General features: G+C 74.0%; 14 protein-coding genes. 3 read left to right on the top strand and 11 right to left on the bottom strand.

The features are described from left to right. Window positions 1-938: 938 nt before the first annotated feature. The gene (locus ACFV6I_RS15505; protein ID WP_380425627.1) at window positions 939-1,379 is read left to right on the top strand and encodes an RNA polymerase sigma factor; all 441 of its coding nucleotides are present in this window, start codon (window positions 939-941) and stop codon (window positions 1,377-1,379) included. Between the two features lie 6 nt (window positions 1,380-1,385). On the opposite strand, the gene ACFV6I_RS15500 is transcribed toward ACFV6I_RS15505, so the two are convergent. The 5 genes from ACFV6I_RS15500 to ACFV6I_RS15480 form a co-directional block, all read right to left on the bottom strand. Then, window positions 1,386-1,952 carry a DinB family protein gene (locus ACFV6I_RS15500; protein ID WP_380425625.1) on the bottom strand — a complete coding sequence of 189 codons (567 nt, stop codon included), beginning with the start codon at window positions 1,950-1,952 and terminating at the stop codon, window positions 1,386-1,388. An 87-nt stretch (window positions 1,953-2,039) separates the two neighbouring features. Further along, entirely contained in the window at window positions 2,040-3,251 is a 1,212-nt protein-coding gene (gene mycP, locus ACFV6I_RS15495) for a type VII secretion-associated serine protease mycosin (protein WP_380425623.1), read from the bottom strand. A 254-nt stretch (window positions 3,252-3,505) separates the two neighbouring features. Next, complete coding sequence (locus ACFV6I_RS15490; RefSeq protein ID WP_380425621.1) at window positions 3,506-4,900, bottom strand: WXG100 family type VII secretion target; 1,395 nt, start codon at window positions 4,898-4,900, stop codon at window positions 3,506-3,508. Window positions 4,901-4,944: 44 nt separating this feature from the next. Next, complete coding sequence (locus tag ACFV6I_RS15485; RefSeq protein WP_380425619.1) at window positions 4,945-5,370, bottom strand: hypothetical protein; 426 nt, start codon at window positions 5,368-5,370, stop codon at window positions 4,945-4,947. A gap of 97 nt (window positions 5,371-5,467) precedes the next feature. After that, window positions 5,468-6,211 carry an endonuclease V gene (locus ACFV6I_RS15480; RefSeq protein WP_380425617.1) on the bottom strand — a complete coding sequence of 248 codons (744 nt, stop codon included), beginning with the start codon at window positions 6,209-6,211 and terminating at the stop codon, window positions 5,468-5,470. A gap of 202 nt (window positions 6,212-6,413) precedes the next feature. Here ACFV6I_RS15480 and ACFV6I_RS15475 point away from each other — a divergent pair, with 202 nt between their 5' ends. After that, on the top strand, window positions 6,414-6,656 hold the full coding sequence (locus ACFV6I_RS15475; protein ID WP_380335187.1) for a hypothetical protein: 243 nt from the start codon (window positions 6,414-6,416) through the stop codon (window positions 6,654-6,656). A 49-nt stretch (window positions 6,657-6,705) separates the two neighbouring features. Here ACFV6I_RS15475 and ACFV6I_RS15470 read toward each other — a convergent pair whose 3' ends face one another. Both ACFV6I_RS15470 and ACFV6I_RS15465 read right to left on the bottom strand, forming a co-directional pair. Then, window positions 6,706-7,461, bottom strand: coding sequence for an RDD family protein (locus ACFV6I_RS15470; protein ID WP_380425615.1), 756 nt, complete (start codon window positions 7,459-7,461; stop codon window positions 6,706-6,708). Window positions 7,462-7,589: 128 nt separating this feature from the next. Then, on the bottom strand, window positions 7,590-9,182 hold the full coding sequence (locus tag ACFV6I_RS15465; protein ID WP_380425613.1) for an RDD family protein: 1,593 nt from the start codon (window positions 9,180-9,182) through the stop codon (window positions 7,590-7,592). A 398-nt stretch (window positions 9,183-9,580) separates the two neighbouring features. Between ACFV6I_RS15465 and ACFV6I_RS15460 the strand changes: the two genes are divergently transcribed. Further along, on the top strand, window positions 9,581-9,997 hold the full coding sequence (locus ACFV6I_RS15460) for an SsgA family sporulation/cell division regulator (protein WP_063349195.1): 417 nt from the start codon (window positions 9,581-9,583) through the stop codon (window positions 9,995-9,997). A gap of 89 nt (window positions 9,998-10,086) precedes the next feature. On the opposite strand, the gene ACFV6I_RS15455 is transcribed toward ACFV6I_RS15460, so the two are convergent. The 4 genes from ACFV6I_RS15455 to ACFV6I_RS15440 form a co-directional block, all read right to left on the bottom strand. Then, complete coding sequence (locus ACFV6I_RS15455) at window positions 10,087-11,487, bottom strand: glycosyltransferase 87 family protein (protein WP_380425611.1); 1,401 nt, start codon at window positions 11,485-11,487, stop codon at window positions 10,087-10,089. A 183-nt stretch (window positions 11,488-11,670) separates the two neighbouring features. Then, window positions 11,671-13,290, bottom strand: coding sequence for a cellulose binding domain-containing protein (locus ACFV6I_RS15450; protein WP_380425609.1), 1,620 nt, complete (start codon window positions 13,288-13,290; stop codon window positions 11,671-11,673). Window positions 13,291-13,559: 269 nt separating this feature from the next. Next, window positions 13,560-14,996 (bottom strand): sensor histidine kinase, encoded by a 1,437-nt coding sequence (locus ACFV6I_RS15445; RefSeq protein ID WP_380335202.1) that lies wholly within the window; start codon window positions 14,994-14,996, stop codon window positions 13,560-13,562. Then, window positions 14,993-15,697: a response regulator transcription factor gene (locus ACFV6I_RS15440; protein WP_350881149.1), complete on the bottom strand. Its 705-nt coding sequence runs from the start codon at window positions 15,695-15,697 to the stop codon at window positions 14,993-14,995. Before ACFV6I_RS15440 ends, ACFV6I_RS15445 begins: the two co-directional genes overlap by 4 nt. Window positions 15,698-15,732 lie beyond the last annotated feature (35 nt).

Raw genomic sequence — 15,732 nt, 5'->3', positions numbered from 1 at the left:
CCCTGGACACCAGCTCCCTCACCCCCGCCGGCGCCGCCCGCTGCCACCGCGCCCCCCCCGCCCCCCCCCCCCCCCAGGCCCGCAGGGGGCCCCGCCCCCGGGGCGGCGGGCGCCGCCCCCCCCCGCCCCCGCCGCCCAACTCGCCCGGCGGCGGGCCATCGAATCCTTCCCCGCCCAGGTCGAACGGAGCAGCGCCGTCGACGACCGCCTCTCCCCGACGGAGGCCCGACCGCAGCCCTGACGGCAGACCACCCCGCCCGCGCCTCGGCCCCCAGGCCGCCGAGGCGTGGCCGACGTGCACGGTGGCGGCCAGCAGGCGCGGGACCACCCGGATCAACGCCTGCTCCGCCCCCTCGGCCACCCGGTGCGCCGCCGCCACGGCGAGCGCACCGTCCACCCACCACCCCTGCCGCCACGCCCCCGCCACACCCGCCTCGGCGCGCAGCGCGCCCACCTCGCACCCACCGCCCGCATCCACCGCCCGCACCCGGGCTGCGCGCCCCCGGCGGCGGCATGCACGGCGGTGCCCATCCGGCCCGTCGCGCCACGCCGGTACGGGCGCGACCGAAGGTGTGGTTGCGCGGATGGTTGTGCGGCCGCAGCTTCGCGCCGTGGGCGTGGACGCCAGCCTCCATAAGCCCTACGGTGGCACATCAACCGTGTTGCAACCACGGCCCTTCTGCACCCCCTGACCAGCCGCGACGCGCTCGCAACTACACCCCCCGCACCACTGCGCCACCCTCCCCCACCGATCCTCCGCCCGGCCGCCCCACCACCGCTGCACCACCGCGCCCCACCGGTCGACACCGGAACCGGCCGAGCGGCGGCGGGTTCCGGGCATTCAATCCGATTGGTAACCCAGCGCACCGAGGGCATATCGTAGAGTGAGCGCAGATGATCGACCGTCAGCCACCCATCTCCCTTTCCGAGAAGCCGAGATGACCAACCGTCACGCGAGTTCCGCCGAGCCGCCCCCGAGGCCCGGTGAACCGGAGGACGTACCACTGGAGTTCGCCGCCTTCTGCGAACTCCACCGCCCCCGGTACCTCAGCTACGCCCGGGTGTGGCTGACCGATCACAGCAGCGCGGCCACCGCCGTCCAACAGGCATTCGCCGAAATCGCCGTCCAATGGCGCGAGTTGCTGGGCAGCTCCAACCCCACCGCGAACGCCTGGCAGATCCTGCGCAGCACCGTCGCCGACCACACCCGGCACGTGCCCGCCGCACCGGACCGCCACCCCGCCGACGACGACCTGGCGATCCTGCACTACGTCGTCGGCCTCGCCGCCCCCGAGATCGCCGACGTCATCGGCACCGACACCGCCAGCGTCGCCGGCCGACTCCGGCGCACCATGCTGTGGGAGGCCTCCGGCTGGTGAGCCCCCTCAGACCCGATCGCCCGTCACGTCGAACAAGTGATGCACCGGGTCGTGGATCAGATAACGGGCAAACGACTCCACCGTGAACCGCGCCCCGTCACTACGGCCCCCGGTCCGCCCCCACTGCTCGCCCGCCACCCGCCCGAACGCCGCCGCCAGCACCTCCGCGGCCGCCGCCAACTCCCCGGCCACCACCGCCGGCACCTGCTCCCCGTACCGCTCGGCGACCGCCGTCTCATCCTGATCCCAGTTCGGGAACAGCGGGGCTTCCTCGGCCAGCATCAGGTCCAACCGGACCCGGAACAGCCGGAACACGTCCCGGACATGGCACGCGTACTCCAGCCCCGACCACACCCCCGGCCGCGGCCGCCGACGCAAACCCTCCTCGGCCCCGGCCAACAGCGCCACCCAGGCCTCCGCATTGGCCCGAACCATCCCCGCGACGTCCTCCCGCACCACCGCCGCAACATCCAGCCCACAATCCGGACACGGGCGTTCCAACACCCACGTCCAGTCCTTGCCGTCCGGAACGACCACACCCACCGGATCCACGCCACGCTCAGAAGCACTCATGGCCCCAGCATGGCCACCCCACCACCCACCCCACCAGCGGCAAGGACGCCAACCGCCACCAAAATGCTGCCACCCCGCCCGCCGCCCTCAGCCGACCGCACCCCTGCGCCGCCGCACCCGCACCACCCACACCACGACCGCCACCACCCCGCCGACCAGCACCCCCCACAACGCCACCCCCACCGCAACCCCGACCCCGAACCAGCCGCCCCCGCCGGCCCCCGCCGCGGGCACCACGGCCTCGCCACCCGGCTCCTCCGTCACCCCGCCCCCCGCAGCCCCCTGCGACTCCCCCCGCCCCACCAACGGATTCACCCGAGACCCGCCGTCCACCACCGGATCAGCCTCCAACGCCTTCGCCGGCGCCAGCACCCCGAAGCCGTACCTGCTCCCCGGCACCGCCGACCCGTCCCGCGGCGGCGTGGCAGTCCTGATCATCCGATTGATCACCTGCCCAGCCGAAAGCTCCGGATACCTCGCCCGGATCAACGCGGCGGTGGCGGAGACGTAGGCAGTGGCATCGGAGGTGCCGTTGCCCACGCCGTAGCCGGCAGAGGTCTTCGCACTGGCCCGGTAGATCTCCGCCCCGGGGGCGACCAGTGTGGTCTCCGGTCCGTAGCTCGACTTCTCCCACAGTCGCCCCTGCCGGTCCACCGCGCCGACCGCCACCACTCCGGGGAAGGCCGCCGGGTACTGGACACCGCTCAGGCTGTCGCCGTTGTTCCCGGTGGCGGCAACCAGCACGACGTCCTTGGAGACCGCGTAGTTGACGGCTTCACGTGCCGGAGAGTCGAACCTCGACGTCCCCCCTACCGACATGTTGACGACCTTCGCACCGTGATCCACAGCAAAGCGGATCGCCTCGGCGAGGCCGTTCTGCTGGAGATCCCGATTCTCGCCGTCGGTCCGTACCTTCACCGGCAGGATCTTCGCCTTCGGCGCCAAGCCCATGATCCCCGCCTGCGCACCGTGCCCGTGCCCTGCGATCAGGCTCGCCATCCCGGTGCCATGGCCGTCGCCGTCGGTACGGCCGTCCGTGTTCGTACCGGAGAAGTCACCCCCCGCAAGCACCTGTCCGGTGAGGTCCTGATGGTCCTGGTTGACCCCACTGTCGACCACACCGACGATCACCCCCTCGCCCTGGTTGACAGTCCAGACTTTCGTCTCGGCCTCGAAGGTCTTCAGAGCCCACTGCTCGTCTCTGATCTGATCCGCCGATGCCGTTGGTGCCGCGACACTCCAGATCAATGCCCCGGCGGCAAGGGCCGCTGTACCACGCGCCAACCGGCGGCTCGTCAAGCCTGGTCACCCCACTCAGCGAGGCGGGGGGGGGGCGCGCGCGCTGGGTGGGACGCGCGCGGCAAACGACGACATGCGTGTCGTCGGGGTGTGGTGGTCTAGGGGTGGTGTGGGGGGGGGAGGGCCCCCCCGCCCCGGGCCGCCCCGCGGACCGCCCCCAACTAATCCGCCCCCCCCCCCACCCCGGCGGGCCCCCCCCACCCACCCGCTCGGCCGCCCCGCGATCAGATCACCCATCCGTTTCAGGACCGGGCTCATTCCACCACGTTCGGATTGGCCGGCTTGTCCGCCGCCCAGGTCTCCTCGTCCTCGACGAGGTAGTCGGGCCGCCGCCCCTTCTCCCGGTCCTCCTTGTGCCGTTGCGCGCCGGTGAGCGGCAGGCCAGGGGCCATGCCGCCTGGGCCGCCAGCACCGGGTTCGCCCCTGAGCCGGTTCCGGACTCCCAGGCCGGAACCGCCTTCCGTGAACGCCTGTTTACCGCGCATTCCCTCGACCGGTCCTACCGTCCCGCCGACGATCCCACCAGATCGGCCTGCAGACCCACCCACCGGCCGGGCACCGGAGCCACCGCGGCCCCCGGCGCCCCCGCCCGGTCCGGAGCCGCCCATCGGATACGCGCCGTCCGGGAGTCCCCGACCGCCGAATCCGACCCCGGCCTCGCCGATGCCGGAACCGACAGGTAGACCAGCCGCCGGGCCTGCGGGATTGGAGATCCCCTGCCCGCCGTTGCTTCCCGGGAGGCTGCCCGCAGCGCCACCAGGCGGCACAACACCAGCCCCGGACACCTCAGTTCCCGGGGCGACGGTGGTGACCACGGTCCTGTTGGGGACGCCCGCCGGCGTGCCCGCGATGCCCGTGCCCAGGCCGTAGTTCACCGAGCCCAGAGGCTTCGGCGGAGTCTGCGCCGTGCCACCCCTGATCCCCGAATCGGTCGGAACAGACGCACTCCTCGACGTGGAGCGGGCTGGCATCGTCGGTCCGGAGGACTTCGGGCTCCGCGGTGGTGGGCTGGTCGTCACCCGCCCTGATGTTCCCGCGACGCCGATCGAGGTTCCCGACATCATCGCGCCCGCCACCGCCGCCGCCCCGACCGGATCGTCCTGTGGTGTCACATCGCGTGTCTCATCCGACTTCTGCAGCGCCGGCAGGTTCGGCGGCGGCTTCAGGGTGGGGGTGGCGATGCGGTAGTGCATGGCGAGGGTTTGCATGACGGTGGCGGCTTCGGCTTTTCGGCGGTCGGCGACGGGGATGTGTTCGTCATCGCCGCCGAAGACGGAGGAGACGCCGTCGCCGACGGTGTCCTTGACCTTTTCCCAGGTGCTGGGTTCCTCGGGCATGTCGCGTTTGGCCTTGGCGATGGCCTCGGACATGTTGTGGAGGGTGTTGGCCGCGTCGTTGGCGTAGGAGGCGGCGTTGTTGATGCTGTCGGAGAGGTGGAGCATGCGGGTGTGGAAGGCGTCGCTGGTGGCGCCTTCCCAGGTGACGACGGCTTCGGTGCTGGCGCGGGTGAGGGTGGCGCGGATGGCCTTGAGGGTGTCGGCGGCGTGGCGCCAGGGGTCGCCGGCGGCCATGACTTCGCCGGGGTTGAGGGCCTGGGCCATGGTGCGGAGTTGGGCGTGGCTGTAGGTGGTGAAGTCGGTGTAGGCCATGGGGGGTTCGCCTCCGTTCGGGCTCGGCCGGGGGTGGCCGGGGGTCAGGGGGCGGGTGGGGCGACGGTGTGCTCGTAGGCGGCCTTGCTGCTGGCGGAGGGGTTGGCGACGGACCAGCCGTCGTCGCCGAGTTTGAGTTTCTTCGCGGTGTGCTGGTCGTGTTCTTCGTAGGTGGTGGCGGTGAGTTCGGCGTTCTTCTGGGCTTCGTCGACGGCTTGTTGGAGTTGGTCGAGGACGTCGCGCAGGCCGTCGCGCATGGTGTTGTAGCGGTTGTGGATCTCGGTGGCTTCGGCGAAGGTGCCGAAGGCGGTTCTGCCGATGCCGCTGCGCCCGTGGGTGCCGGTGCCGTCGGCGTGGTGCTGGAATTCGGCGAGGAGGAGCCGGACTTGGGCGGCGAAGGCGCGGAGTTGTTCGACCTCGACGCGGTAGCCCTGGCCGGCGCCTCCGGTCGTGCCGGTTCCTGTTGCCACTTCGGCGCCTCCCCCGTGCGTCCGTGGGTCGCTGCCGGGGTTGGGCCCCGGTGTCTCATGTCTAACACACGGGGCCCGAATTCCGCCTGGTACCTGGTCAGTTCGCAGGCGTCCTCGTGTGGAGGGCGTCGGCGAGGGCGCGGCGGCAGAGGGAGTCGGCGTGCCGGGTGGTTTCGGGGAGCCGGTAGTGGGGGGCGAGTTGGAGGGTGGTGCGGACGGCGGTGTCGAGGCTGATGCGGTGGCCGATGGAGACGTAGACGGGTTTGACGCCGGGCCGGGTGCGGAGGGCGCGGCCGACTTCTTCGCCGGTGGCGGGGTCGGTGAGCGGGGTGGTGGAGCCGCGGGGGGTGTCGGGGTCGTGGTGGTGGAAGGTGAACGGGGTTTTGGCGACGCCGAGGGTGCGCAGGCCGGTGAGGACGCCGAGGTGGCTGGCGAGGCCGAGGCGGCGGGGGTGGGCGAGTCCGTAACCGTCGCAGACGACGGTGTCGGGGGTGTGGGTGAGGGCGGCGAGGGCGTCGAGGACGGCGGGGAGTTCGCGGAAGGCGAGCAGTCCGGGGGTGTAGGGGAAGGGGATGCGGCCGACGGCGGTGGACTGTTCGACGACGGCGAGGGTGTCGTGGTCGAGGAGGACGGCTGCGGCGGCGACGAGGTCGTGTTCGTCGTCGTAGGCGACGTCGACGCCGGCGATGAGCCGCCCGACCCCGCTGCTGGAGCCGGAACCGTCGGAGCCCCCGGAACCGTAGGCGTCGTCGGGGTCGTGGGTCTGGACGAGGGGGCGCAGGCGTTCCTGTTCGGCGAGTGCCTGGGCTTCGGTGGTGGGCCAGTCGGCGGGGATGGGCACGGGTGTTCCCCCGGGTGGGTGGGGCGGGCGCGGTCGGGTTCACCGTACCGAGGGGCGGACGACCCCGGGGTGAGCCTGTGCGCCCCCTGTGCTCCCGGTCCGGCGGGTTAGCCTGGACTTACCGAACTCCCTTGCCGGGCAGCACTTCTGGGACCGGCACGATTCCCGCTCGTTCCCCCCGACGCGCGAAGGACCCCCCGCCATGCCTCGTCCGTCCGCTGCCCAGTACTGCCTCGGTTCGTTCACCGTCGTCGCCGCCACGGTGGCACTGCTGGCCGTTTCGGACGCCTCGGGCGTCCTGGAGGTCGTGGTGCTGGAGGGGTTCGCGCTGGCGCTCGGCACCGTGGTGACGGTGCTGTCGCTCGCCGTGTCCGGCCGGTCGGCGGCGAGGGCGGGAGCGACCTCCCCGGCCGCGGCCGGACACGAGTACGCCCGGCAGCGCTAGCAACGCTAGGTCCTGTCCGCCGCCGGGCGTCGCGGCCCCGCTCGGCCGGTCAGTCGGTGGTGACCACCACGGTCTTCGCGGCCTTGTCGTGGATGCACTGCCGGTAGGGCTTGTCGAAGACGCCGAACATCCCGTCGATGATCCACCAGAAGGCGGCGCAGCAGATCACGGCGGGGAGGATGTAGACGGCCGCGCGGGTCCAGGCGGCGCTCTGGGTGGGCTTGTTGCCGTCGATCAGCATGGCGACACGGACGTGCATCGCCTTCTTGCCGAGGGTCTGGCCGTCCCGGCCGAGCATCAGGCCTTCGTAGAGGAGGTAGATGCCGCAGCCGAGCCAGAATGCGCCGACCTCGCCGGAGCGGTTGCCGAAGTCGGCGAAGGGGGCCACCACGATCACGGCGACGGCCTGGACGAGCAGGTAGTCGATCAGGCGGGCGAGGATGCGCCTGGGCCAGCTGCCGATCGGCGGCATGCCGGGGACGGGCCCGGCGCCGGGGGTTCCGTAGCCGGTGGGGCCGTAGCCGGGCGGGGACTGGTCGTAGGGCTTCTGGCCGTAGGGGTTCTCGCCGGGCGGGCTCTGGCCGCCGGTCGGGCCGCCGTAGGTGCCGCCGTACGCGCCGGGGCCTTCGGGCGGGGTACTGGGGGTGCCGTCGGACGGGCCGCCGGTGGGCGGCGGGGCGGGCGACGGGTTCGGGTCCGACGGCCGGTCTTCCGGCGTGCCGCCGCCCGGCTGCGGGGACTGCTTGTCGAAGGAGGGCTGGCCGCCCCCCTCCGGCTGGGAGCCTGAGGGGTCGTGAGTGCTCATCCGTCGAGTAGAACATCACACATTCTCGCGGTTTGGGACATTCTGTCCGTTTTGCCGCCAGGGCCGGATGGTGCCTCCGCGTCGGATGGTGCCTCCGCGCCCGGAGCCGGCCGCCACGCCGGGAGGCCTCAGTCGCGGACCACCCGGGTACGGGCGGCCCGGTCCTGCCAGCCACGCCGGGCCGGGCGGTCGAACAGGGGCCAGACCAGGCCGAGGAGCAGCAGCAGGCCGAGCTGCCTCACGGCCCATCGGAGCAGCGAGCGGCCGAGGCTCAGCCTGGTCCGGGCGCCGGGGGCGGCGGCGTCCGCCACCCGGATCCGGGCCAGTCGCTTGCCGAAGGTCTGGCCGGTGCGGGCGGTCGGCAGCACCTCGTAGAGCAGGCTGACGAAGAGCAGGATGCCGAGCAGGACCGCGACCTTACCCAGCACCACGTCGTCCACCAGCCAGACCTGGACCTGGCGCCGGGTGAGGGAACTGGCCATCCGGGCCTGGTCGAGCTTCTGCTGGAGGTGCTCGGACGCCGAGCGGCCGAGCGGGATTCCGGCGGCGACGGCGACCACGAGGAGTACGACGGTGTCCACGGCGCGCGCGGCCAGCCGACGCCCGAGTCCGGCGGGCGTCGCGGAGGCGGGCACGGTGGGGGCGGGCGCCGTCGGGGCGGGTCGGCGCCGTGCGACGGCCTCCCGGGCCGGGCGCGCGACCGGCAGCGACGCGGCGGACGCGGGGGGCCGGCCCGGGGCCCGGGCCGGAACCGCTCCGGCGGCGACCGGCGCGGCCGGGGCCGGCACGGCGGGCTCGGGCTCGGACGCGGGCTCGACGGCACACCCGGCCCCGCGCACAGCCGCCGGAACGGACGTCGCGACGGGCGACGCAACTGGCGACGGCGCCTCCCGCACGGCCACCGCCGCCGGGACGGTCGCGGGCGCTCCGGAGACGGCGGCCACTTCCACCCCGACCGAAGCGGCGGCCGGCATGCCGGCCGAAGCCCGGACCGGAACAGCAACCGAAGCGCGGACCTCCCTCGCGCGCCCCTCCTCCCCGTCGGGCGCCCCCGAAAGCACCCCCCAGGAGACCCGGTGCGGCTCGCCATCCGCCTCCATCAGCCCCCGCTGCGCCTGCGGAACGACCTGCCAGCCGGGCTCCTCCGCCTCACCCTGGCCTGCCGCACCCCCCACCGCCGAAACCTCGACCACCGGCTCGCCCAGGACCGCTTCGTCGAGGACCGCTTCGTCGAAGACCGGCACCTCGACCACCGCCATCTCCAGTCCAGACACCTCAGGGCTCTCGGACGCCCCCGGCTCCCCGACCATCCGGAACACCGGCCCGCCGATCACCTCCGCCGCCCGCGACCCGAGGACGAACTTCGCCCCGCCCGTGGTCTGGTCGAAGTACACCGGCCCGGTGTCCCCGCCCCGGCCCCCACCGTGCGCGGCCCCGCCCCAGGACGGCTCCGGGGCCGCCGCCTCCGGAACGGCCGGCTCCGGCAGCACCGGTGGCGGCACCACCCGCGCCGTCCCGGCCGCGCCGGCGGCGGGCCGCCGGGACGCGAACCGGGGCGGCTCCATCACCTCGCCCTCGGCGGGTGCGAGCCGGCTGGTGCCCGGCACCCAGGCCGAGCCGCCCCAGTACCGGACGAAGCCTGGGATGGAGGGGTCGGGGTAGTAGCCCGGCTCGGGTCCGACGGCCGGGTCGCCGGCGCCGGCGAAGGGGCGGTCCGTCATGGGGGTCTTCTCTCCTGGCGGGTCCTGGCGGGGCCGACACGGCACGCCCGCCCGGCGCACCCGCGAGCCGCCCGGCGCGCGTGGGTGGGGGCACCGCTGGTAGGCGGACAGTCGCCGGGTAGTCACAAAGGGTAGTGCCTTGTCGTGGCGCCGACGGAAAGTTGGTCAATCACCTGACAGCGGCGGGCCCTCCGAGGTAGGGGCGGCCGAACCGTCCCGGCGTGCGGCGGGTGTCCGCGCGCCGCGGCCCCCACCGGTCACCACCCCTCGCCTCACCCCCCTCGTCGAACTTCCCGAAGAAATCCCGGAAACGTGTGTAAGAGCCGGCGTGGACCGCCCTCTCAAAGGTCACCAGGCCCGGAACCGGGCAGGAATCGAAGGCAGAGAGGAAGACGATCATGGAGCGCCCCACCAGCGTGGTCGAGCACGAACTGGAGCTGAACCTGGTGCTCTCCCCCGAGCACAGCGTCCCCGTCCCGGCCCGGCTGTCCTACGGCAGCCACGACCCGTACGCGGTGCACATCACCTTCCACCTGGACACCGGCTCCCCGGTGACCTGGGTGTTCGCCCGCGAGCTGCTGGTCGAAGGCACCTTCCGGCCGTGCGGCCAGGGCGACGTGCGGATCTGGCCGACCCGCTCGGGCCGGCGCAGCGTGCTCTGCCTGGCGCTGAGCTCCCCGGCCGGGGACGCCCTGCTGGAGGCGCCGCTGCCGGTCGTCGCGGCCTGGCTGGAGCGGGCCCACCGGCTGGTCCCGCCGGGCAGCGAGATGGCCGCGCTGGACATGGACGGGTCGCTCGCGGACCTGCTTGCGTGAGCACGCGCACGCCCGCGAACGGGCACAAAGCCTCGGCCGCGCACCCGGCCGGGACCGCGCGACGCGACGGGAGCCGCGCCCCCGCCGGCTCAGCGGGCCGCGGGGGCCTGCTGACGGCCGCGGGTGGCGTCCGGGCCACCGCCGTCGCGCTGTCCGGGCAGCCGGACCAGCGGTGCCCCGGCGGAGCGTCGCCGGGCCCTTATCCGGATGGCGGCGGCGAGCAGGAAGCAGAGCCCGACCCACGGGTAGACCGAGGTCGGCAGCTGGCGCAGCGGCGCCATGTGGAGGACGGCCGGCCCGAGCGGCTTGGCGGCCCACATCGCGAAGGAGAGGAACGCGAGCAGCGTCGCCCAGAAGGCGGCCCGCCAGCGCAGCCGGCGGACGCCGACCGGGCGGGCGTGCTCGACGGAGGCCTCGGTGGCGAGCAGGACGAGCAGCGGCACGCACCAGACCCAGTGGTGGGTCCAGCTGATCGGTGAGATCAGCACGGCGGTGACGGCGGCGCAGCAGACGCCCCAAGCCTCGGCCCGGGGCAGCCAGCGGGCGCTGCGGTGGGCCCAGGCGGCGACGGCGAGGCCGGCCACCGCGACGAGGCCGGCCGCGAGGGTGGCGAGGGTGCCGGGGTCGGCGGTGTGCAGCAGCCGGGCGAGGGCGCCGCGCAGCGACTGGTTGTCGACGATCTCGGTCTTGCCGACCCGGGAGGAGTCGTAGAGGTACTTGGTCCAGAAGCCCCAGGTGGCGTCGGGCAGGACGAGGGCGCCGATCAGGAAGGTGCCGAGGAAGGTGAGGCCGGCCACGAAGGCGGCCCGGACCCGGCCGGTGATCAGCAGGTAGACGGCGAAGAGGCCGGGGGTGAGCTTGAGGCCGGCGGCGATGCCGATCGCCATGCCCTTGCTGCGGCGGGCGTCCGAACGGGTGAGGTCCCAGAGGATCAGGCAGGCGAGCGCGAGGTTGATCTGGCCGTACCGGAGCGTGGTGAAGACGGGTTCGAGCCAGACGCCGAGGCCGGTCACCAGGATGACGCCGATCGGCCGCAGTTCGCGGCGCGGCCAGCCGACCAGCTTGAAGGACAGGTGGGTCAGCAGGGCGAGCAGCCCGAGGTTGCCGAGAGTGATCGCCACCCGGAGGAACGGGACCGGGAACCAGGTGGTGGGCACGAACAGCATGGCCGCGAACGGGGGGTAGGTCGCGGGCAGGTTCCACTCGGTGACGCGCAGTGCGTACAGGTCGGTGCCGTTGGCCACGGCGGCACCCTCGGCCCGATAGACGATCATGTCGACCATCGAGGTGTTGACGAAGTGGCGGACCACCGCGTACACGACCAGGGACAGGAGCGCCAGGGCCGCGGCGGCCAGCAGCGGTCGGCGGGGGGCCTCGCGCAGCGCGCGGACGGGGGCGCCGAGCGCGGTCCGCAGCCGGTCCGACAGGGGGGCGGGCGCGGGGTCGGGTGCGGTCCGCACCGGGCTGCGCTCGTCTTGCACCGCTGTCACCAGTCCACTCCGTCCACCACTCGACCAATCGCCGACGATACCGGATGCGGGCCGACCGGGCCTGGGCACGGATGGTCACGCAGGGTGACGAATGGGCCCCGACCGGCCGTACTCCGTTGCGGGCGGAGCACGGACGGCCGGGGCCACCGGGGGGAAGGCTCAGGGCCTCAGTGGCCCCGCACCTCAGCCGGTGTAGGCGCCGAGGACCCGGGTGAAGTCCAGCGGCTGCTGGACGATGCTGCTGCAGCTGGCGTCGGCGTAGGCCTTGGCCCCGCCGTCGCAGGCCTTGTCGCGGGTGCCGGACCACATCGCCAGCCAGGCGATGTGCCTGGACGCCGCGAAGTCGGCGAGCTGCTTGGCGTCGGCGACGGTGAAGACCTCGCTGGCGACGTCGTTGACGCCGATCATCGGGGTGACGGCGACCTTGCGCCAGGCGGCCGCGTCGTCCAGTCCGAGCACGCTCTTGACCTGGGCCTGGGTGGCGGTGGCCGCGGCGATCGCGTACTTGCCCATCTGGCCCTGCGGGTTCGGGGCGACGCCGTCGCCGAAGTCCATGGCCATGATGTTGACCGCGCCGATCGCGACGCCGTTGTTCTTGGCGTCGGCGACCAGGTTGACGCCCTCCTGGGTCAGGCCGGAGGGCAGCGCGGGCAGCGTGAAGGAGACGTCGAGCGCCTTGCCCTGGGCGGCGGCGTTCTTCTGCAGCTGGGCGATGGCCTGGGCGCGGCGGGTGTTGGCGGCGGTGTTGGCGATCGCGCCGCCCTCGACGTCGAAGTCGAGCCTGGTCAGACCGTAGGCGTCGACGGTCTTCTGGTAGGCGGCGGCCAGGTCGGCGGTGGAGCCGCAGGCGAGGGCCAGCTCGCTGCCGTTGGCGCCGCCGAAGGAGACCCGGACGTCGCCGCCGATCGCCCGCAGGGCGCCGATCTGGGCGGCCACCGCGTCGGCGGACAGATCGCTGACGCCGCCCCACTTGGGCTGGCAGCCGCCGCCGGACACCACGAAGGCGAGGGTGTAGTTCTTGACCCCGGTGGCCTTGGCGGTGGCGACCAGGTCGTACGGCGGGTAGAGCGAGGTGTCGACGTACGGGGCGAAGCCGGCCCCGGCGCCGGCCGGGGGTACGGGCACACCGGTCGCCGTGGGGGTGGCGGTCGGGGTGCGGGTCGGCGTCGGGGTGGTCGGCTTCGCCGAGGAGGTGGCACTCGCGGTCCCCGTGGGGGCCGGGGTGCCGGTCCCGGTCCGGGTCGGCACGGGAGTGGTCGGCACGGGGCCGGTCGACACCGGACTGGTCGGCGCGGTGGTGGGCGTCGCCGTCGCGGTCGGGCGGCCCGAGGGGGTGGGCACGGTGCCGTCGCCGGCCTTGCAGGAGGTGTTGTTGACCAGGCAGTTGCCGGGCTCGGCCTGCGCGGCGCCGACGCCCTGGGCGACGAAGCCGACCACCACGCTCTTGCCGGGCTCCAGCCGCTTGCTCCACGCCTCCGGCTTGACGGTGACGTGCTGGCCGGCGGCGGTGAAGGTGGCGTTCCAGAGCGAGTCGATCTTCGCCCCGGCCGGGAGGTCGAAGCTGAGCGTCCACTCCTCGATCGGGCCGCTGTCCGGGTTGGTGACCAGGTACTGGCCGGTGTAGCCGGAGTCCCAGCTGCTGGTCCGGCTGTAGACGGCGCCGAGCGAGGCGGCGCTGGCCGAGGAGGCGAGGACGACGACACCGCCCGCGACCAGGGCGGCGGCGACCGCCGAGGCCCCGACGATCGCGCCCTTGCGGCTGCGCCTGCGGCGGCCTGGGCGGCGGTTGGGCTGGGTGGTCATGGCGCGTTACCTCCGGGGTGCCGTCGGTCGGCCGCGGTCCGGGCGCGGGTGCGTGCGGACGTCCGGGCGGCCGGCCCGGCTCGGTCGGGTGACCGGCGCGACCGACGCTAGCGGCGGCCGGGGGGCCGAACCGGCGGGCTGAGCGAGGGGAAGAACTCCCTTAGGCCGCGCTTAAGGAAGATCCCGAAGCTGGCGGGGCGTCAGGCGCGTGCGTGCGAAACCGGCCACCACGATTCCCCCGGGCGCCGAGGAAAAGACCGAGGAAGCGGTCACTTCTGGAACAGCGCGCCCCGGCTGCGCCGCCGCCCCGCCCGCGCGGGGGTGCCGTCCGGACGGGTCCGCAGCCGCAGCCGGATCTCGGCGCCGCCGAGCACGGCGGAGCGGCCGAGCGCCAGGTCGCCGCCGGTGGACTCGGCGAGTTTGCGGACGATGTCGAGGCCGAGCCCGGTGGAGCCCTCGCCGCCGTGGCCCTCGCCGCGCTTGAGGGCGGCGGCCGGGTCGCTGAAGCCGGGGCCGGCGTCGCCGACCAGGACGATCACCGAGGTCTCGGTGGCGAGCACGTCCACCGAGAAGGCGGTACCGACGGCGGTGTGCCGGAAGACGTTGCCGAGCAGCGCGTCGACGGTGGCGGCCAGGTCGGCGCGCTGGACCGGGACGGGCGTCGCCCGGTCGGCGCCGGCCAGTTGCCAGCGGCGCCCCTCGTCCTCGGCCAGCGCGGACCAGAAGCCGACCCGTTCGCGGACCACCTCGGCGACGTCGCAGCCGACCGCGACGGCGGGCACGTCCTCGGGGTCGCGGCGGGCCGAGCGGATGATCTGGTCGACCTCGCGCTCCAGTTGGGAGACCGCGTGCCGGGTGGCGTCGGCGGCGTCGCCCTCGCCGAGTGAGGCGGCGTTGAGCCGCAGCACGGTCAGCGGGGTGCGCAGCCGGTGGGACAGGTCGGCGGCCAGTTCCCGTTCGGCGGCGAGGAGTTGGACCACCCGGTCGGCCATGGTGTTGAACGCGTGGGCGGCTTCGCGCAGTTCTTCGGGGCTGCCGGCGGCCTGCTTGCCGTCCACCGGGACCCGTACGGCGAGGTTGCCGGCGCCGAGCGAGCGGGCGGCGCCGGCGAGCCGCCGGGCGGAGGCCACGATCCGGCCGCCCATCCGGTCGGCGACCAGGACCGAGATGGCGACCAGGCCGAGCGCGACGCCCGAGAGCACCAGCCAGGCGGTGGAGACGCCCCGGGTGAGGTCGCCGTCGGCGACGAACACCTCGACCACGGCGGTGCGCCCGGTGTCCACCGCGACCGGCTGGAGCAGCGCGTAGCCGCCGGGCACCTCGACGGTGAAGGAGCGGCCCTGGCCGCCGGCGGTGGACACGTCGCCGGCGGCGGCCCGGGCCTCGCCGATGGTGGGCCCGCCGGGGCCGCCCGCGCCGGGGAGTGCGTCCGGGGCGGCCGGGGCGGGCAGGTGGACCGCCATCCGGCCCTGCCCGCCGGCGTCGGTGCTGGCCAGGGCGCGGTCGATGGCGATCTGGTCGGTGGTGATGGCGAGGGCCGGGCCGAGCGCGGCGGCCTGCCGCTCGGCGGCGGTGAAGGCGTGGTCCCGGGCGGTCTGCTGGACCATCAGGCCGAGCGGGATGAGGAAGGCCAGCGCGACCATGGTGGTCCCGGCGACGGCGGCCTTGATCAGGGCCCAGCGCAGCGAGCGCCCGAACCTCCTCATGTCCGGTGCTCCGCCAGTCCCCCGGCGGCCTCCAGCCGGACCCCGACTCCCCGGACGGTGTGCAGGTAGCGGGGGCTGGAGGCGGTCTCGCCGAGCTTGCGGCGCAGCCAGGACAGGTGGACGTCGATGGTCTGGTCGCCGCCGTAGGTCTGCTGCCAGACCTCGGCCAGGATCTCCTTGCGCGGCACCACCACGCCGGGGCGCCCGGCCAGGAAGGCCAGCAGGTCGAACTCACGGCGGGTCAGGTCGAGCAGCCGCCCGTCCAGCGAGGCCTCGCGGCGCTGGAGGTCGATGGCGAGGCCGCCGACCCGCAGGACCTGGGCGACGGGGGCGGCGCCGCCGCCGAGCCGGCGCAGCACGGCGGCCATCCGGGCGCTGAGGTGTTCCCCGGAGAAAGGTTTCACCAGATAGTCGTCGGCGCCGTCGTTGAGCAGCCGGACGATCTCGGCCTCGTCGTCACGGGCGGTCGAGATGATCACCGGCACATTGGTCAGGCCCCGGATCATCTTGAGCGCCTCGCTGCCGTCCAGGTCCGGCAGGCCCAGGTCGAGGATCACCAGGTCACAGCCGACCTGGGCGACCTCCCGCAGCGCCTCAAGTGCCGTGCCCACGCTGCGGACCGCATGACCGGTGTCGGTCAGGTGCCGGATGAGGGCGGATCGTACGAAGGGGTCGTCCTCGACCACGAGCACTGTTGCCATGGCCCTGCACGGTACGCCATCGACGGGCAGTGGTC

The organism is Kitasatospora sp. NPDC059803, assembly GCF_042732255.1.
GTDB lineage: Bacteria > Actinomycetota > Actinomycetes > Streptomycetales > Streptomycetaceae > Kitasatospora.
Note: the sequence above shows the minus strand (reverse complement) of the source record. Positions and strands in the feature narration are given on the sequence as shown.